This is a genomic window from Flavobacterium humidisoli (genome assembly GCF_023272795.1).
In the GTDB taxonomy this organism is placed as follows: Bacteria; Bacteroidota; Bacteroidia; order Flavobacteriales; family Flavobacteriaceae; genus Flavobacterium; species Flavobacterium humidisoli.
The window spans coordinates 4,623,104-4,642,159 of sequence record NZ_CP096829.1 but is presented as its reverse complement, the minus strand read 5'-3'; the positions used below and the strand labels follow the sequence as shown (position 1 = coordinate 4,642,159).

General features: G+C 33.3%; 19 protein-coding genes and 1 pseudogene. 12 read left to right on the top strand and 8 right to left on the bottom strand.

Annotated features, from left to right (window positions below; genetic code table 11):
* Positions 1-62 precede the first annotated feature (62 nt).
* The 3 genes from M0M44_RS19700 to M0M44_RS19690 all read left to right on the top strand — a co-directional run bounded on the left by M0M44_RS19700 (position 63) and on the right by M0M44_RS19690 (position 5,860).
* Positions 63-3,344: a SusC/RagA family TonB-linked outer membrane protein gene (locus M0M44_RS19700; protein WP_248727237.1), complete on the top strand. Its 3,282-nt coding sequence runs from the start codon at positions 63-65 to the stop codon at positions 3,342-3,344.
* A gap of 5 nt (positions 3,345-3,349) precedes the next feature.
* On the top strand, positions 3,350-5,119 hold the full coding sequence (locus M0M44_RS19695; RefSeq protein WP_248727236.1) for a RagB/SusD family nutrient uptake outer membrane protein: 1,770 nt from the start codon (positions 3,350-3,352) through the stop codon (positions 5,117-5,119).
* A gap of 372 nt (positions 5,120-5,491) precedes the next feature.
* Positions 5,492-5,860: a SpoIIAA family protein gene (locus tag M0M44_RS19690; protein WP_248727235.1), complete on the top strand. Its 369-nt coding sequence runs from the start codon at positions 5,492-5,494 to the stop codon at positions 5,858-5,860.
* Between the two features lie 77 nt (positions 5,861-5,937).
* Here the strand turns inward: M0M44_RS19690 and M0M44_RS19685 are convergent, their stop codons facing one another.
* From M0M44_RS19685 to M0M44_RS19675, 3 genes are read right to left on the bottom strand one after another with little or no spacing between them, the layout of a single operon-like run.
* Entirely contained in the window at positions 5,938-6,210 is a 273-nt protein-coding gene (locus tag M0M44_RS19685) for a PrgI family protein (protein WP_248727234.1), read from the bottom strand.
* A gap of 38 nt (positions 6,211-6,248) precedes the next feature.
* Positions 6,249-6,647 (bottom strand): hypothetical protein, encoded by a 399-nt coding sequence (locus M0M44_RS19680; protein WP_248727233.1) that lies wholly within the window; start codon positions 6,645-6,647, stop codon positions 6,249-6,251.
* 33 nt (positions 6,648-6,680) lie between these two features.
* Positions 6,681-7,169 (bottom strand): hypothetical protein, encoded by a 489-nt coding sequence (locus M0M44_RS19675; protein ID WP_248727232.1) that lies wholly within the window; start codon positions 7,167-7,169, stop codon positions 6,681-6,683.
* A gap of 348 nt (positions 7,170-7,517) precedes the next feature.
* On the opposite strand from M0M44_RS19675, the gene M0M44_RS19670 reads away from it, so the two are divergent.
* Entirely contained in the window at positions 7,518-7,994 is a 477-nt protein-coding gene (locus M0M44_RS19670) for a CinA family protein (protein WP_248727231.1), read from the top strand.
* 413 nt (positions 7,995-8,407) lie between these two features.
* Positions 8,408-8,868, top strand: a pseudogene (gene tnpA, locus M0M44_RS19665) (IS200/IS605 family transposase).
* Between the two features lie 68 nt (positions 8,869-8,936).
* Here the strand turns inward: tnpA and M0M44_RS19660 are convergent.
* Positions 8,937-9,851: a DsbA family protein gene (locus tag M0M44_RS19660; RefSeq protein WP_248727230.1), complete on the bottom strand. Its 915-nt coding sequence runs from the start codon at positions 9,849-9,851 to the stop codon at positions 8,937-8,939.
* Between the two features lie 286 nt (positions 9,852-10,137).
* On the opposite strand from M0M44_RS19660, the gene M0M44_RS19655 reads away from it, so the two are divergent.
* From M0M44_RS19655 to M0M44_RS19625, 7 genes are all read left to right on the top strand, one after another.
* The gene (locus tag M0M44_RS19655; protein ID WP_248727229.1) at positions 10,138-10,836 is read left to right on the top strand and encodes an SMI1/KNR4 family protein; all 699 of its coding nucleotides are present in this window, start codon (positions 10,138-10,140) and stop codon (positions 10,834-10,836) included.
* A gap of 20 nt (positions 10,837-10,856) precedes the next feature.
* Entirely contained in the window at positions 10,857-11,363 is a 507-nt protein-coding gene (locus tag M0M44_RS19650) for an SMI1/KNR4 family protein (protein ID WP_248727228.1), read from the top strand.
* A 20-nt stretch (positions 11,364-11,383) separates the two neighbouring features.
* Positions 11,384-12,733 carry a DUF6138 family protein gene (locus tag M0M44_RS19645; RefSeq protein ID WP_248727227.1) on the top strand — a complete coding sequence of 450 codons (1,350 nt, stop codon included), beginning with the start codon at positions 11,384-11,386 and terminating at the stop codon, positions 12,731-12,733.
* A 95-nt stretch (positions 12,734-12,828) separates the two neighbouring features.
* Positions 12,829-13,146 carry a peptidyl-tRNA hydrolase gene (locus M0M44_RS19640; RefSeq protein ID WP_248727226.1) on the top strand — a complete coding sequence of 106 codons (318 nt, stop codon included), beginning with the start codon at positions 12,829-12,831 and terminating at the stop codon, positions 13,144-13,146.
* Between the two features lie 2 nt (positions 13,147-13,148).
* Positions 13,149-13,793 (top strand): Imm19 family immunity protein, encoded by a 645-nt coding sequence (locus M0M44_RS19635; protein WP_248727225.1) that lies wholly within the window; start codon positions 13,149-13,151, stop codon positions 13,791-13,793.
* Between the two features lie 156 nt (positions 13,794-13,949).
* Positions 13,950-14,429: a TlpA disulfide reductase family protein gene (locus tag M0M44_RS19630; RefSeq protein WP_248727224.1), complete on the top strand. Its 480-nt coding sequence runs from the start codon at positions 13,950-13,952 to the stop codon at positions 14,427-14,429.
* A gap of 6 nt (positions 14,430-14,435) precedes the next feature.
* Positions 14,436-15,050, top strand: coding sequence for a thioredoxin family protein (locus M0M44_RS19625; protein ID WP_248727223.1), 615 nt, complete (start codon positions 14,436-14,438; stop codon positions 15,048-15,050).
* Positions 15,051-15,126: 76 nt separating this feature from the next.
* Here the strand turns inward: M0M44_RS19625 and M0M44_RS19620 are convergent, their stop codons facing one another.
* The 4 genes from M0M44_RS19620 to M0M44_RS19605 form a co-directional block, all read right to left on the bottom strand.
* Positions 15,127-16,356 carry a PQQ-dependent sugar dehydrogenase gene (locus M0M44_RS19620; protein ID WP_420842788.1) on the bottom strand — a complete coding sequence of 410 codons (1,230 nt, stop codon included), beginning with the start codon at positions 16,354-16,356 and terminating at the stop codon, positions 15,127-15,129.
* Positions 16,357-16,710: 354 nt separating this feature from the next.
* Positions 16,711-17,004 (bottom strand): DUF3861 domain-containing protein, encoded by a 294-nt coding sequence (locus tag M0M44_RS19615; protein WP_095930719.1) that lies wholly within the window; start codon positions 17,002-17,004, stop codon positions 16,711-16,713.
* A gap of 19 nt (positions 17,005-17,023) precedes the next feature.
* Positions 17,024-17,755 (bottom strand): LytR/AlgR family response regulator transcription factor, encoded by a 732-nt coding sequence (locus M0M44_RS19610; protein ID WP_248727221.1) that lies wholly within the window; start codon positions 17,753-17,755, stop codon positions 17,024-17,026.
* Entirely contained in the window at positions 17,752-18,801 is a 1,050-nt protein-coding gene (locus M0M44_RS19605) for a sensor histidine kinase (RefSeq protein ID WP_248727220.1), read from the bottom strand. Before M0M44_RS19605 ends, M0M44_RS19610 begins: the two co-directional genes overlap by 4 nt.
* Positions 18,802-19,056 lie beyond the last annotated feature (255 nt).

The following is a 19,056-nucleotide window of genomic DNA, read 5'->3' as shown; positions in this document are numbered from 1 at the left end:
AAGCAGTTGCGGGAACAACTGCCATTAATAAATTAAGCATCGTAAAAACAATTACTTAAATCATGTATTTTAAACCTTCTTATTTAAATCTAAAGAGTCTTTTCTTTTTAGTTCTAGCTTTACTTGCCTTTCAGAGAGGTTATAGTAAAACTTTATTAAAAGAGTCAAAAGTAGCAAATAAAATAGAAAAAGCGACTCTTGTCTCTATTTTTTCAAAATTAACACAACAGACCGATTACAAATTCAGTTACGGACAAGCCATAATTGCTGATAATACAGCATATACAGTAAATTATAATACAGAGTCTATTACTGCGATTTTGAATGATCTTTCTAAAAAGGCCAATTTCAATTATAACATTAACGGTAAATTAATTTTAATTCAAAAAACAGCTGAGCCAAAAGCAGTAAATGCCAAAGCTATTGAGAGAATTAAAATAAAAGGAAAAGTCGTTGACGAAAATAAATTGCCTATTCCGGGTGCATCTGTAATAGAAACCAGTACTTCAAACTCAACAGTGACGGATTTTGACGGTGTTTTTGAACTTACTGTAGGAGAAGGAAAAACAATCGATATTTCGTATGTAGGATATAAATCTAAAACGGTTCCTGCACAGAGTGGTTTTATGACAATTCAATTAGAGCCAGCTACTGCAGAATTAAATGAGGTTTTGGTTGTTGGTTACGGAAAACAATCTAAAAAAGACGTTACGGGAGCAGTTACACAATTGGAAGCGGCAAACTTTAAACAAGGGGTAAGCATTTCGCCAGATAATTTAATTCAAGGAAAGGTTGCGGGTGTACGTGTGGTTAGTACAAGTGGTGAGCCAGGAGCGGGAGTAAATGTAACGATTAGAGGAGTTGGATCTATTAGAAGCGGAAGTACGCCTTTGTTTGTTGTTGACGGAATTCCATTGTCTAATGACGATGTGAGCCCATCTGGAACTAATGTTGGTTTTGGTAGTTCTCAAGCTAAAAATCCTTTAAACTTTTTGAATAATAGTGATATCGAATCTATTACAGTTTTGAAAGACGCATCTGCATCTGCAATTTACGGAGCAAGAGGATCTAATGGGGTTGTTTTGGTAACGACTAAAAAGGGAGCAAAAGGAGATGGAACTCTGACTTTTGATTCGTCTTTGGGGATTTCTACTGTAGCAAACAAATTAGATGTTTTGAGTGCAGGACAATATAGAAATGCAATTAAAGATAAAGCTTTTGATCATGGAGGTAATACAGATTGGCAAGATGTTATTTTTAGAGAAGCTATTACAAAAAGCAATTCGCTAGCATTTTCTAAACAAACAGAATCAGGAAATTACTATGCTTCTGTATCACAATTAGATCAAGAAGGTATTATTAGAAACAGCAATTTTAAGCGTTTGACAGGAAGAATTAATGCCGCTGAGTCATTTCTAGACAATAAACGTTTGAAAATAAAATTTAATCTTACGGCTAGTGAAACCAAAGACGATGGAGTTCCTACAAGTGATGACGGAGGTTCTAACGGACAATTGCTGGTTCACACATTAATGGCAAATCCAACTAGATCGGTTTTTGATGCGAATGGAAATTATACCAATTTTAATATGAATGCGCATTATAATCCAGCGTATTTGTTAAGTATTTATACCGATCAGACTCGTACTTTAAGAGTTTTAGGGAACTTTGAAACTTCTTTTAGAATCGTTAACGGATTAGAGTATAAGTTAAACCTTGGGATTGATCGTTCGATGTCAGAGAGAAATACTACTATTTTTCCAAACTTAACAGATTTGAATTCGAAAGGAAAATATGTTCAGAATAATTTAGATTCTAAAAACTCTTTGGTAGAGCATTATCTGACATACAATTTAAATTTGGATAAGCATAAAATTGAAGCTCTTGGCGGTTTCTCTTATCAAAAATTTGAAAGATCGGGGACAAGTTTCAGTATTGACGGAATTTCAAATCAAGGCGAAGGAGTTCCTCCTTCAATTAATCCAGGATTTAAAGGTACTCAATCTGGAACAACAGGTTATGCGCAGGAAAACGAGTTACAGTCTTATTTTGGAAGGTTAAATTATAGTTTCGATAATAAATATCTTCTAACAGCATCTATGAGAGGTGACGGATCGACTCGTTTTGGTAAAAACAATAAATACGGTTATTTCCCATCATTTGCTTTAGGATGGAACATTGCTAACGAAAGTTTCTTAAAAGAATCTTCTACTTTAAACAACTTAAAACTAAGAGCGAGCTGGGGACAGACAGGAAACCAAGAAGTTGAAAATAAAATTACGCAGGCAAGTTATTCATTGTCTGGCGCTGATGGATATTATCTATACGACGATTTAAATCTAGTAAACGGAGTTTCTGTAAACAGAACACCAAATCCTGATTTGAAATGGGAGGTTGTAACGCAATTTAACGTAGGTTTAGATTTCAATTTATGGAACGACAAATTGTACGGAACGTTAGATTATTTTAATAAAACCACTACCGATGCTATTTTGAATGTTCCTTCTCAAGCTTTGAGTCCGACCACTACAATCTGGACCAATATTGACGGTAAAATTATTAATAAGGGTATCGAGTTTATGTTAGGTTCAAAAATAGTAGATACTAAGAATTTTTCTTGGAACATTGACATGAACGGTGCAACGTTAAATAATAAAATTGAAGATCTTCCAGTTTCAGAAATCTTAACAGGAACTATTTCAGGACCTGGACAATCTGGTGTAAATGCAAACATTTATAAAAGCGGATATGCAGCTGGATCTTTCTATTTGTTGGAGCACATTGGTTTTGATGCAAATGGAGGAAATATCTTTAAAGATCAGAACGGAGACGGTGTAATTGATAATAGTGATAGAGTTATTATTGAAGGAGCGCTACCCACTTTCTATTACGGATTTAATAGTGACATGAGATACAAAAACTTTACGTTTTCGTTCTCTATCATCGGACAAACAGGTGGTTATTTATTAAATAATACAGGTTTAAATGCATTAAATATAAACAACTTAGCATCAGATCGTAACGTGGCGACAGGTTATTACGAGTCTGGAGCAAATGCTGCAAACTCACCAATCTTGTCAACTCTTTTCTTAGAAAAATCAGATTTTATTCGATTGAATACCGCTCGCATCGGTTACAACTTCGATTTGAAAGGATTAAACTGGATCAACGGATTAACGCTGTATGTTACGGGTCAGAATTTAATTACGATTACAAACTACACTGGTTATGATCCGTTAATTAACAGCCCAAAATCAAACGGAGGAAATCAATCTATTGGTATCGATTATGCAAGTTATCCAACTTCTAGAACATTCAGTTTTGGAGCAACTTTAAAACTATAATTATTATGAAGACAAATACAATTTTTAATATAAAAACATTAGCAATATTTTCTTTTATATGGCTTTTTGCAAGCTGTACCAACCTTGATGAAGTTGTTTTGGATGAGGTTTTAGGAGAAGATGCTTCAAACCCTGCCGGAGCTTTGGCGGCCGCTTACGACCGTTTAGGAGACGGAACATTTGTAGATCATGGTGGTATTTTTTCTTTGCAGGAATACACTACAGACGAAGCTATCTTGCCAACGCGTGGAAGTGACTGGGGAGACGGAGGAAAATGGAGAGACATGCACGAGTTTACTTGGAAATCGGATAATGCTGTTGTAGTGGATAACTGGAATAAATTGACCAACGGAATTACTCGTTCGTTAACTGCAATTCAATCAGTAGAAGAAAGCTCAATTCCGGAGAAGAAATTGTTTTTAGCGGAAGCGAAAGGACTTTTAGCGTATTATTTATACACAACATTAGATTTGTACGGACAAGCACCTTACAGAGATCCAATGAACCCGAATGCGCCTTTGCAGATTTTAAAAGCCGATACACAAATTGATCAGCTGATAAAAGATGTTGAAGCTTTATTGCCAGATTTAGCAGAAATGGGAACGCAGCAAACACATCATGGAAGATTTACAAAAGAAGCGGCATATGGATTCTTGGCTACAATGTACTTGAATCGCGCTGTTTTTAAAGATCGTTTTAATGCGTCTTCAAATTTTAATTTTACTGAAGCGGCTGCAACTGGTACAGGAACAGATATGGATCGTGTAATTTATTATACTTCACTATTGATTGATTCTGGAAAATATTCTTTGGAAAGTGATTATTTCAAAAACTTCGCAAGAGACAATGATAAAGGAAAAGAGTTGATTTTTGCTATTTCTCAAAAAATAGATTACATCAGAAATGGTTCTAACAGTTTTGCATACGTGTGTATGGAACGTAACCAGAGAACATCTGCAGCCAATAGAGGAACTAATGCAGCTTGTACAACTCCTGAGTTTTTTGCGACATGGGATGGCAATCATGATGATCCAAGATTTCAGCAAAAATACCAGTACTCTGACGGAACTTGGTTTAAAAATGATGGTACAGATGTAAGTGTTCCAGCCACAGACATCGTTCCGAAAAGTGCTAATTTACCTTGGTTTCACTTTAATAGGGGGATTGAATTTGGACCACAATACGGACCAATACTATTGTCTTCTGGTTCTTTAGAAATGATTAACGGACGTATTAAAGTTTCGCCTTTATACATGGAAAAAAGTACAACTACAAGAATGGATTTTACGCCTTCTTTAACTTTCAAAAATCCTGCACAGGCAGTTTTTGCTCAGAACGAAATCAATCAGGGAGCTCGTATTTTTAAATATGAATTTGATCCAGAAGGAGGAAACGGAAACAGTAATGTTGATATTCCTTTATTCCGTTTAGGAGGAATTTACACGATGAGAGCTGAAGCTTATTTTAGAAAAGGAAATACTGGTCAGGCGATGGATGATTTAAACAAATTGCGAACAAGTAGAAAAAGAGAATCTTTGTACGGAAGTACTGCAGGAAGAGCCTTGACTGCAATCGATCAAACTGTTTTGTATAACGAAATTGGTTTTGAATTATACTGGGAATTATACAGAAGACCACAAATGATCCGTTTTGGAAAATTTGATCTTCCAGGAACAGCAAAACCAGCTTCAGAACCATACAGAAGAGTATTCCCGATTCCGCAGTCTACAATCGACGTGACGAAAGAATTCAAACAAAATCAAGGATACAATTAAGTTTGTGTGTTAGTTTATTTTTTATTTTTTTTCAAAAAGCCTGTTTCAAAAAAAGCAGGCTTTTTTTCTTTAAGGTTCAGAGTTGCAAAGGTTCAAAGGTTCAGAGATTTTTTTTTCTAATTTTATGTGCAGAATTGTAGAGATGCACTGCAGTGCATCTAATTCAAAGAATTTCTCACAATCAAAGAAACCTCTGAAACCTTTGCAGCTCTGAAGCTTTGAACCTTAAAATAAACCTTAAAAAAATATAATAAACGAATAGTTAAATGTAAGTGTTATCTGATTGATAATGAGTATATTTGAGTGTGTAATGAACATCCTTAAAATGTTTAAAAATGAACAGTATTAAATAACTCAAAAAGAATAAAAATCATGATACATCAAATTGATACCACAGATAATATTGTTGCCTTTAGAGCATTGGCAGAAGTAACAAAAGAAGATTTTTTGACTACAGTAACTCCAGCGGTTGAGCATTTGGTAAAACAAGTCAATGAAATTAATTTTTTATTGGTCTTAGATACAGACATTAAAAACTTTACACCTGGCTCCTGGCTGGAAGATGGACTTTTGGGACTTAAGCATTTAGGAAAGTGGAATAGAGCAGCAATTGTTACCGATACAGAAGAAATTATCTCCTTTACAAATGGATTTAGCTATATTGTTCCAGGTGAGTTTCGTGGTTATAAAAAGGCTGATTTTAATAAAGCATTAAATTGGGTTGAAGGAAATATTTCTTAATCAATCTCCTCAAAAATAAAAAGAGCGCTTATTATTTTATAAGCGCTCTTTTTTATGATAGTTTATTGTTTTAATGTTTAATGATTGTATTCGATACCGCTGCTTGTCTGAGCATCAATTTTTTCTTTAGATACTTGACTGTATTTTTTATAACAAGCCGATGCCAAAATTGGTAACGCAAGACCACCTACAAGAGCGCTTGCTTTTTTATGCCCAGTTTTTTTTAAAACAGCTGATGCTACAAGAACACCAACGCCAGCGCATACCATTTGTTTTACTGACAGATTTAACGGTTTGCTTTCAGGTTTAATTCCGTGTAATAATGGGTCTATAAAATTCAAATTCTCCATAATGCCAATTAATTTTAATTATACTTATTTGTTACTTTTTAATTTTTACTGTTTTCAGTGTCAGTTTCACTCTCAATTTTCTCAATTTCGACCTTTTCTTTTTTTATAGCTTGGCGTAATAGAGCAAAAAGACTCATATAAACATTTGCCATAAAAACTAGAGAAAACCCTGCCAAAATATATCCTCTCCAATCATTTAACAAAAGTTTATAATCGCAGATAATCAGAAAGGCAATTGTAACATAATGACTAAAGCAATATTCACAGGTGAGGAGATAGAAAAACTTTCTTGACAGTATAAATTTGTCATTTTTAGAACGTCTGACACACCACTCATGTGGTTCTCTGAAAATTTCTTCATGTGTGACAGTCCAGCTGATGCAGGCAATCGGAATTGCTAATACAAAAAGCCAGACAATTTGAACTGCTATAGTCATAAATTCATGCTTTACAATTTACGATAAATTTTGTTATTCTCGAGGATGATTTTCTGGATAATGTTCTGCGTCAAAATCATCCAATTCTTCGTCTTTATCCAAATCTTCCTCTTTTTCAATATCATTTTCATAATCTAACTCAGGATCGTACTCATCATTTAAGTCGTCTTCGGTTCCGTCGTTTGTAATGGCATCATCTTCGTTGATAATTCTTTCCTGATTCGGAATATTTTCTGAACGAATAGTGGTATTTGGTTCAAAATCACCTTTTAGATGCAAAGGATCTTCAATAAATTCCTCTTGATATTGATACGGATCTTCCTCACGCGCATAATTGTCATGATCAATTAGCGTATTTTGTTCGTGATAATCTGGATCGCTTTCGCCAAATTCTCGATTGTCATGTTTTTTCAGAACTTGCCTAAACTCGTCTTCATTAGAATAAGAACCATCTACAAGTGTGTTTTGTTCGATATAATCAGGATCAAATTGACCATAATCATGGTTATGTTGCTTTTCCATAATAGTGTTTTTTTTGATTTGTTATTTTTTTTCCAATATTGAATCTTCACGAAGAAGACCCCGCTAATCTTTACAGTTTTTACTGTAATCCGTGTCCCTTCAGCTTTTCTTTAAATGAAATATCGGCTTTTATTTTTTTCTGAGTTGTACTTTTATAAAGTCATCTAAGAAAAGCTGTATTTACAAAATTAGCCTCTAAATAGATCAGAAGCCTTATAGAAAAAAACATGATAGTTGCATAATTAACAGTTATTTATATTATAAATGTTGTAAGAAATTATGTAAGGTAATTGTATTTAAACAATCTACATTTGAAATGAAATTAATGTGCAATTAAATTTATTCAATATGGCATCAGATAAGGTAACGGCATGTTGTAAGGCTTTAATAGAAAAAAATTTAACTATAGCATTTGCAGAAAGTGCTTCGGCAGGAAAAATGTGTTATGAATTTTCAACAGTTTTTAATTCTGGAAGAGTCCTTATAGGAGGAATGGTTTGTTATCATTCGTCTATGAAAGAAGATTTGCTTCATATTCCGTGGGGAACAATTGAGCAATATAGTGCCGAATCTGCAGAAGTTACAAAGTTAATGGCACAGAACTTTTACCGTTACATTAATTCGGATATCTGCGTTGGATTAACTGGATTAACTACACCTGGCGGAAGCGAAAGTGAGTCTAAACCTGTTGGAACTATTTTTATCCATATCATTTTTGGTGAAAAACAAATTGCCAAACGTTTCGAATTTAAAGGAATGCCAGAAAGTATTATCAATCAGGCGATAGATGTTGTAGCCGATTTGATTCTAAAAGAAATTGGATAAACCAATCAAACGTCCCTACGGGACGAAAATTCTCATAACATTTATTTTTTGTCTACCGATGATATGTTCCTAACGGAACATCTTTTTTGTCGTGAACTAATATTCTTAAGATTTTTAGAAGGGTTATTAAATGCTTGTGTTCTTGAATTTGAAATACTTGCGTAATAAACCAATCAAACGTCCCTACGGGACGAAAATCCTCATAACATTTTTTTTGTCTACCGATGAGATGTTCCTAACGGAACATTTTTTTTGTCTTAAACTATTATTCTTTAGGCTTTAAACAGACACATAAGATAGAAGCATTTTTAAAATTTGCGATACATACAAAATATGTTCCGTTAGGAACATCTCATCGGTAGAACTTTAAATATAATATTTTTTTTTCGTTCCGTAGGGACGTTTGATCGGTAATGGCAAATACATACACACAATTGCATATACAATTTGTTTTTGCAGTGAAATACAGAAAAGCTTTAATTGCAAAAGAGTGGAAAGACAAGTTGCATCAATATATTACAGGTATAATTCAATCCAATAACCATAAAATGTTATGTATTAATAGTATGCCGGATCATATCCATATTTTATAGGAATGCGACCGACACAATCCATTTCTGCAATAGTGCAAAATGTAAAAACAGAAACAAGCAAATGGATTAAGGAACAAAAATTGTCCTCTGATTTCTCATGGCAAGAAGGATATGGTGCTTTTTCTTATTCAAGAAGTCATGTGCAACGTGTAATTCGATATATTCAAAATCAAGAACAGCATCATGCAAAAGAAACATTTTTAGAAGAATACCAGAAACAGCTGAAGGCTTTTGAAATAGAATATGATAAAGAGTATATTTTTAAAGAACCTCTTTTATAATTCTACATATCTTAAGATGATATGTTTTAGCAATCAGATGTTTCAATGGGATATTTCTTCTTCTTCACTTATTTTTTAATATAAAGCGAACCATTTTTAATTGTCTTCTTATCCAGTTTTCCTTTGCTGAATAATTCTTCCAGAATAATCTTTGCCTCGTAAGCAGAAATATTATGAATAACGGCATATTCTTTTGGGGCAAGTGTTGGATAAATTTCAAAAATAGATAATGAATTAGTATTTATGAATTTCTTCTTCTTTGCTTCGGGAAATAATGCTAATAACGCATTTTCATAAGAAGCATAAGGTTTAGAACCATAAACAATAAGCTGATTATTATCAGTATCGGCAAAAAATAATGTTGGAAAACCTCTTACTCCAAGAGCCTTTCCAAGATTTAAATCTTCTTGAAAGAGTTCTTCGGCATCATCATAATCTGCTTTTAGTTTCTGTACATCAAAACCAGCAATTTTTGCAGCTTCTGCTATGTTTTCCCATTTTGCAATATTCTTTTTATCGAGATAAAGCTTTTCGCGAAGAATACGCATAAAAGAAATCGCTTTTTCTTTACTCTGCATTTGAGCCGCTTTCATTGCAATACAAGAAGGATAAGAAGAATCTAACGGATCTTCAACCCAAACATCTCCATCAATTGGCATTTCGTAATGTAAACTCGCTTCATCCCAATGATGTGCAACGTCAGAAGGTTTGCTTATTCCGCCACTGTTATAACTCCAATCGGGTAATAAACCGCCCATTCGGTAATCAATTTCAAAACAATCGCCATATTCAAGTTTTAATTTTCTAAGCTGAGGTTCAATTCCCCAGCACGACGAGCAGATTGGATCGGTATAGTAAATAATTTTTATTGGTTTATTTTCCGTTGGAATGTTCGTTTTCTCATTCAATTTTTCGCCAACAGGCATTTCACACATTCCGCTAACAGGATCACACATTAGCGGATTTGTTTTGGCTTCACTCATTTTTGAATTTGTTTGCGACTGGCAGCTGGCACTGCAAATCAAGATTAATAATAGCGACAGTATTTTCATAGAAATTTTTAAAATGTACTCCCGAGTTTTTGAATTTACTGCAAAGTTCAGTCGAATATCTTTGCTAGTCAATTAGTCAAAAAAAAGTGACTAGAAAAAAATCAAATTTTACGAATTGTCTATTCTTCTCAAAAAAAAATAAACTTCTAGTATTAAGTAGTTGCAATCTTACATCGTTTTTGCGTATTTTCACATTTGATTTAATCTACAGCCAAAAATGAATTACATTCAAAAAATTAAGCGCCTCTACAATTTATCTGAAAATGAAAACTACGGATTTTCAGAAAATCAAATCCTCGATCTTGAGAAAACATTAAATATTAAACTTCCTTCAAAACTCAGAGAATATTATCTGGAATTAGGGAAAGAAGAAAATCTTAATTATTCGCACAATAGACTTTTGAAACCTGAAAATGAAATCGGATTTTCGGATGATGATTATCTGGTTATATATGAAGAAAATCAAAATGTTGCTTTTTGGGGAATCAAAAAAGAGGATTTAAAAGAAGACAATCCGCCAGTTTATGGCAATTACGATACAATAGAAAAATCGGATTGGGAAATCGAAACCCAAACCACAGACAACTTCTTCCTGTTTATGGCGGTTTTTAGCGGCACTTTGGGCGGACTGCAATATAACGGAAATTATATGGGAGAAATTGAACCCGAAATCGTAAAATTTGTTGAAGACAATTGGAAATTAGTTCCAGAAATAAGCAGAGAAAATCAGAAAGTTTACACCGATGAGTTTTATGATGTAATAAGCCTTTCTTTCGATCAAAATAACAAATGTCTGGCAGCGTTTATTGGTTCAAGCGATCAAGAACGTTTTGATAATATTTTGGATGGAATAGATATCGATTGGTCTTATCTTTCTTATGATGACGAAGAATATGACGAGGATGATGAAGATTAACGAATTAAAAGCAGATAATTATGTGGTTTAATAAGTTTAATTTTTTCGATAAGCAATCAGGGTTAACAGAACCATTTCCAAAAGATTTCTTTACAAAATCGTATTCAGAAAGTGAATTAGAAGCATTAAATAATATCAGAAAATTATATCCCGAAGGTCTTGCGCCGAATATTGTTTCTATTCCAAAACAGCTTAGACTTCCCGAAGAATACATAGAACTTTTGAAACATTCTAACGGAGGCGGTATTTTGAACGGCGAGCGAGAGTTTGGTTATTTTTCGTTTGACGGCATTAGAGAAATGTACATTGCTTATGGTTTTCCGTTTTGGGCACCAGCATTTCTTCCTGTAGCATTTAATGGCGGAGGAAAGTTTTATGCTTATGACTTAAGAGAAGAAGGTAAATTTCCTGTAATTGTTGTTTCCTCAGGAAATATCGGTTACGAAGAGGATTGCTGGGCATTCTTAGGAAATACAATGGAAGATGTTTTAAGCAATACCACCAATATTGAAGATGAACTTGATTAATGAATTCAGTTAACTAAAAAATGAGAGAATTAAATTATTTAGTAAAAATAGAAGGAAACGAAGCGCTTTTAGAAAGATTTATTGAAGCGATTGATAATAATACAGTTAAAATTGATAAAGCATATCCAAACCCATATATATTAGATTCAGGAGAAAAATTTCTATTATCACCCATAATTAAATATTTTTTCCAGACCAGATCTTTCTCAAAAGAGATGTATATTTCATTTGTTGAAAAATTGAGAAAACTTACTGGATTTGATAGCTACCGATATACATTAGGATTGCAAGCGGAAGAGTTGGTTTGTAATAGTTTTGAAAGAGTAAAAAAAGGCAAATACAAGATTTTTATACCAAAAACAAAAGAAGAATTACCGAAGCCAATATTGACAGAAGAACAAAAAGAGCTTTTAAGTTTCATCTGTTATATTGCTGTTTCTCATATTAAATATGGTCCAAGTTATGGTACAGTTGCAGCAAATGAGTATTTTGATATTGTAACGGAATTGGGTTCTGATGAAGTGGAAAAACTTAAGAAAAACGGAACAGGGAAGCTTTCAAAAGAGCTTACAGAATATAAGGACAAAGATTTTACAGGTAAAGCAAATGATGTTTTTGCTAAAATAAATATTAAGCTGATTACAGAAACTGAAGAAAGTTATGCAAAAGCATTAAACTTTGTGAATAACCTTCTAAAAGCTGATTTCCCTAAAAGTTTCGAAATCGCATTTTCATCTAAAAACAAAGAGTTGCTTCCAATAAAAGGAATTCCAAAATGCGGACAAAACTATCTTTTTGCTGGAGCTGTTCAATATCCAAACCTTCAAAAGGACGTTTTAGAATATATTAATCTGGCTAAAAAAGAATACGAATGGTACACCAATCTTGAAGATGAAAATTGCGCTATGCCTTCAACTTTTGCTGTTTTCGCTTTAGGATTACAAGACGAAAAATATTTTGACACACTGATTGATTATTATCAAACGGTCGATGACGAACATCAGTCTGTTCATGCCAAATTTACACCCGTATTTTTAGAGAAATTCGGCGTAACCGAAAAATCTATAAAAGTCTTTATCAATGCTGTTTTATCCATGCAGGAACATCCGCACAATAAGGCTTTCATTTCTTACTTTGCAAATGAAAAGAGCTTGAAATTATTGTTGGATAGCAAGGAAAATTTCGTTTCGTATTATTTCACAGAAGAGGATTTAAAAGAGTATTCAAATAGTGGAGATAGTCCGCAGGAAATGGCAGATTATTGTTGGGAAAGTATTATGTATACGATTTTTGGACAAAGTAAAGATTTTGCTAAAATTGCCAGACAATTATCAGACGAACAAAAAATAGTATTTGAAAGGTTGTTCTAAATAATTTTGGTAGTTTATGATCTAATATCAAACGAAGAAGTAATTATCAATATTCGTAGCATCAATAATACCCAAAAAAGGAAATAAGATTTAATATGAAAATGTACATTTTAGTAAAACAGGACGTTCCAGACAAATTGGTTCCGGTAATAACTGCCCACGCATCTTTGGCCTGTTTTAGAAAATTTGAGCAAAACGAAAATATGCAGAAATGGATAAACGGAATATTTAAAAAAGTCGTCTGCGTAGTTTCTGAAAGAGAATTTTTAAATGCAGAAAAAGAACCCGACCATATTATTTTAACCGAGTCAGCATTAGATAACCGAGAAGTTTGTATGGCATTTGTGCCGCGGGAAGAATACTCTAAAATGTTTAAATTTTTTAGAATGTGGACACCGCAAGATAATTTGTAATTATGAATACACAGATTACAATAGAAGAAATTAAAAACAACACCTTTTTCTGGAAGTATTATTTCTGCTGGTCACGTGGTTATGATGAGAAACAAGAAATAAATATTGATGAGGTTCTAGAAGTTGTAGAGACCAACGAAACAGAAGCTTATGAATGGGAAAGGATATTTTTTAATTATGAGGATATAGAAGATAATCCAAGACATGTTGCAGGCAGAATAAATGATAATTTAAATTTTGCGGTTGAGTTTGCCGAATATGAAATCAATTTTTTTCTGAATGATTTTTATATTGGAAATTTAGGAGGACATTTTGAAGCTTGGTTTTTTACATTGGAAGAATTGTTGTCTTTTGAAAAATATCCCAATCTATTTCTCCTTTTTTTGCCAATGACTGGGATTTCTAAAGATCAAAAAGTGATTTTAAAATCCATTGTTATAAAACATTTAAACACAATTCCGAAGTTTGATGCACATTCCAATTATATTGCAGATTGCCTCCTAAACGGATTAATTATGCAATCTCGATTTGAAGAAATAGAAGGAATTGGCTTGACAAATAATGAAAATCATAGTGTAAGAAACGTAACAGGATATCCACGTTATCTGGAAGATGTGGTAAAATTGAACAAGATTCTAAAGGAATAAAAATAAAGTTCCGCAGGAACGAAGTAAAAACTTAGAATCTCAGCACCTTAATACCTTAGAGTTTTAAAAAGAATCATTAAATTTTTATTAACAAAATCTAATGGAGCATTAGTTTATATTTGTAGGAAACAAATTAATTTTAAGATCAAAAGGTCTATGAAAAATAAACTTTTAAAAATTTCCTTTCTTCTGTTGCTGCTTTTTTCAATAAAAGGATACAATCAGAACGTAAAGCTTTTAAATATAAATCAGCTTAATGAGAGAATTAAAAACGGAAAAGACAGTACGTATGTAGTTAATTTTTGGGCCACTTGGTGCGCGCCATGTATAAAAGAATTGCCGCATTTCGAGAAATTAGGAGCAGAACATAAATCAGAAAAGCTAGCTGTTTTATTAGTAAGCTTAGATTTTAAATCAAAATTGCAATCAAATGTAGTTCCGTTTGTGAAAAGGAAAAACTTAAAGAATGAAGTTTTTCTTTTAAACGAAAGTGATCCACAAGAGTTTATTGATAGAATTGATCCAAGCTGGTCCGGAAGTATTCCAGCAACGCTTTTTATTAAAAATGATAAAAGAAAATTTGTTGAAAGCGAATTTACCTACGAACAATTATTAACTGAATATAAAAAACTGTAAACCATTATGAAGAAAATAATCTTATTACTAGCATTAGCATTTTCTGCTTTTCTATCTCATGCACAAAATGCGGTAACACTTAAAGCGGGCGATGCGGCACCAGATTTCAAACTAAAAAATGTTGACAACAAAGACGTTTCTTTTGGAACTTTTAAAGATGCAAAAGGATATATTGTTGTTTTTACTTGCAATACCTGTCCTTATGCAATTGGTTACGAACAGAGAATTATCGATTTAGATAAAAAATTCAAATCGCAAGGATATCCTGTAATAGCTATTAATCCAAATGATCCTGAAGCTTCTACAGCAGATACATTTGCAAAAATGCAGGATTTGGCAAAAGAAAAAAAATATTCTTTCCCTTATTTATTTGATCCAGGACAAAAAATCACTGATGAATATGGTGCAAAACGTACGCCTCACATCTTTATCGTTTCTAAAACGCCAAAAGGAAATGTGGTAGAATATGTTGGAGCAATTGATAATGATCCAGAAGGGAACAATCCGCAGAAAGTAAAATATGCAGAAGATGTAATAGCATCATTAAAAAGCGGTCAAAAACCAGCAATTACACAAACTAAAGAAATTGGCTGTACGGTAAAAAGAAAAGCAAAAGCTTAATTTTAAGTATTCTATAAAATATAAAACGCCCCATATTTGGGGCGTTTTTGGCATGTATGGTGAACAAGTTTACTTTCTATTTTTTATCAATTTTGTAAAGTCTTCCTTGATCGGTAACGGCGTATAATGCTTCATCTTTTCCTTGCGTAATATCTCTAAATCTTTGACCTTGTCCTGCTAATAATCTTTCTTCACCGGCTACTTTATTGTCTTTAAAAGCTAAACGTATAATGTGCATGCCACTCAATGAACCAATAAATAGGTTATTTTGCCATTCTGGAATACGGTTTCCAGCGTAGAAAGTCATACCGCTTGGTGACACTACAGGATCCCAATAATAGACCGGTTGCTCCATTCCAGTTTGCTGTGTAATACCTTCTCCAATTTTCGTACCACTATATTCAATTCCGTAAGTAATTGTTGGCCAGCCGTAATTTGCTCCAGCTGTAATTCGGTTAATTTCATCACCACCTCTTGGTCCATGTTCACTTTGCCATAATTCGCCCGTTGTTGGGTGTATAGCCAAGCCCTGCGGATTTCTATGTCCGATAGTATATAGTTCTGGCAAAGCCCCAGCCTGTGTAAAAGAAGGATTTCCCGGTGCCGCTTGCCCGCTTGTTGTGATGCGGACAATTTTACCCAAACTGCTGGTAACGGATTGTGCTAATGGACGCGTTTCTAAAACAGATCTCTCTCCAATACTTACAAATAAATTTCCAGTTTTATCAAACAATACACGGCCTCCATAATGCAGCGTACTTACGTTTGGCGTATTCGAACGATAAATAACTGTTGGATTTTCTATCGCAGTTTCATTATCAGATATTCTTCCTTTTGCGACAGCAGTAATATTTCCGCCAGCAACGATTTCAGAAAATACCCAATAGATCATTCGGTTAGTAGCAAATGCCGGATCTAGACAAATCCCTAATAAACCACCTTGGCTATCAGGATTAACAGCAGGAACACCAGTTAAGGCATTGCCAATAACACCCGCTTGAGTAACAATTTTAATCTTACCCGCTTTTTCAGTTACCAGCAGACGTCCGTCAGGAAGATAGGCCACTCCCCAAGGAGCGCTTAAACCGCTAGTGATTATTTTAGCTTCATATTCTGTGGTAGTTTGAATGCTTCCTGCTCGTGTCTGTCCAGAAAATGCGGGCTGATAAGTAGTGTTGGCTGTACCAGTTTCTACAGGTGGGCCAGTTGGTCCTGGATCGGTGTCTGGATCAGTATTGTCATTATTCGAACAGCTGCCCAAAACAAGAATGGTGGCAAGAAGAAAAAAACTTTTTTGAATTATCATCATAATGCTTTTATTTTAATGGTTAAAAAATAATTTTTGCATTATCGAACATTTCGAAAGTGAAGATTATAAGTAGAGATTCAGTAAATTTGAAATGGTCAGTTTCAAATGAATGCTCTATTTTTTCAATTAAGAATGCCTAAATGCTTATGCCATTTTATGTGAAGCAGAAGAATTTCAAAAACAGAAATTAAACTTCTTTTGGAAAAAGCATTTAGTGGGACATGCCTAATTGGAACGGAAAATTGTGACAAAATATTGCCAGTAAGAATTGTATTGTTTTTTTCTTAGCAGAAATTTAACATTCAAAAGTTCTATAAAAATAAGGCTGAAGTCTTATTTTTAAAGAGAATTTTAAAGACTTTTTAATTTTTTCATGAAGACCGGAAAAACTTCATTTAATTCTTCAAAGAGAGGATTTTTTCGGTTTTTTAATTTGATTTCGCTGAATAATTTTAATCCTAAAGCAAATTGAACTGCTTCCGATTCGTTTGCGAAAATGTTCTTAGATTTTATTCTTTCGATAATTCCGAAGATTTCATCGTGATTATCAAATTCGATTCCGAGTTCTTTTGCTGGTTCGGTTTCACCATTTGAATATTCCTTAAGACTTAAGGTAAGATAATATTTGTTTGATCTTTTTTCCATGATTTTTGTAATTCTAATTTTATTTCAGCCACTTTTCGACCAATGTTTTAAAAGCTTCTTTGTATTGTTCGCCAACCGTGATTTCTATTTTATCTATAAAAATTGAGTTTTTACTAATAGCACTTATCTTGTCAAGCGAAACAATAAACGAACGATGAACGCGCATAAATTTGGATGACGGAAGTTTTTCTTCTAATGCTTTAAGCGAAATAAGAGACATTAAAGCTTTTTGAGAATCTTCAAGATGTACTTTTACATAATCTTTTAAACTTTCGATATAAGTGATGTCTTTTAGAGAAATTCTAACCCACTGATATTCGACTTTTAGGAAGATAAATTCGTCATCTGCAGCAATTGTTGTAAAGGTATTGTTAGCTTCTTCGGTTAATTGCAAAACTTTGCTTGAAGCACGTAGAAATTCTTCGTAACTAAAAGGTTTTAAAAGATAATCTACAGCGTTTACGCGATAACCTTCAATTGCATAATGGTTGTAAGCTGTTGTAAAAACGATTTTAGGCAGTGGTCCAGCTTGATCTTGAAGAAGCCTTGCCAGTTCCATTCCAGTTAAATTAGGCATATTAATGTCTAAGAAAACCAAATCGGGTTTTGTTTCTCTAATAATGCCCATTGCCTCTACAGCATTATCGCAAGTTGTTATTAATTCTAAAAAAGGAGTCTGCTGTATAAACGTTTCTACCAGTTTTAAAGCCAATGGTTCATCATCTACTGCTATACATTTTAATACGGTCATTGCTCTAAAGTTATTTTGAGTTTAATGTTATATGTTCCATGATCGGTAACTCCAAAAGATATATAATGCTGATTTGGATAAATCAATTGCAATCTGCGTTTGGTGTTGGTTAAACCAATTCCGCCTTCATCTGAAACCGATGTTTTTTCGAAAAAAGTATTTTCTACTTCAAATTCTAGATGTGTATTATTTTGCGAAAGTTTAATGTGTATTTCACTTTTATCAGTCGCATGAACGCCATGCTTAAACGCATTTTCTACTAAAGGTAATAATAACATCGGAACAATTGGATAATCGTGTAGTTTTTCGGGGATTTCTGTGTTGATAGTCAATTTGCTATTGGCACGAAGTTTCATCAGAGCAATGAAATCTTTTAAGAATTCTACCTCTTTAAGTAATGTCGTTCGTTCGCCTTCTGTACTGTAAAGCAAGTAACGCATCATTCGGCTTAAAGTATGCAGTGCATTTCTAGAATCTTCGATATCAGTATAAGTCAAAGAATAAATGCTATTCAAAGAGTTAAAGAAAAAATGCGGATTAATTTGCGCTTTCAACATGGCCAATTCTGCCATTGTTTTGTCTTGTTCTAGTTTCTGTTTATGCTGTGCCGCCTTTTGCCAATGCGTTAACATTGCCCAACTGGTGCTTATTCCTAAAACCAATAATGTCAAAGTAAATACGTAATTATCAAAATACGGATTTTTATATTTTTTAAAGCCAATAGCCTTGCTGATTTGATTATGAAGATCGGTTTGCGATGTATAAAAATAGGCAATTAATTGCATGGCAATAATTGCAGCAAATGCCCAAACTAAGAATGCCGAAGTATTGTCTCTAATAATGGTTTTTGGAACTATTTTTTTTGCCGTAGAATAAAAAAGAATCATTAATAAAAACAATATAATACTCTGCCAAAGCCAGAATGCTTGCGGAAGCACAACATTCCATGTTAGTGGAATATAAAACAGCATAAGATACCCTAATAGAGACCAGCCAAGAATGTGTAGTCCAGTAAATAAATAAGGTCTAAAAAAGTTTGGTGCCATTATAATTTGTGATTTTTAGGGCAATATTACATTTTATTTGAATATGAAAATTTGGCAATCGCTAAACCTCGTTTTAGAGTCTCTAAAAAGCATTTTAGAGCCGACGGGATAAAAATTAAACACTTGTTTAATATTTAAAAAAATTCCATCGGTTCTCATCTTGCCTTTATCGATTATCTTTTGCTCTTCGTCTATTTGAAAAATTTTGTATATTATATTTTATTTCTTTTGTTGTCATATAATCGATAATTACAC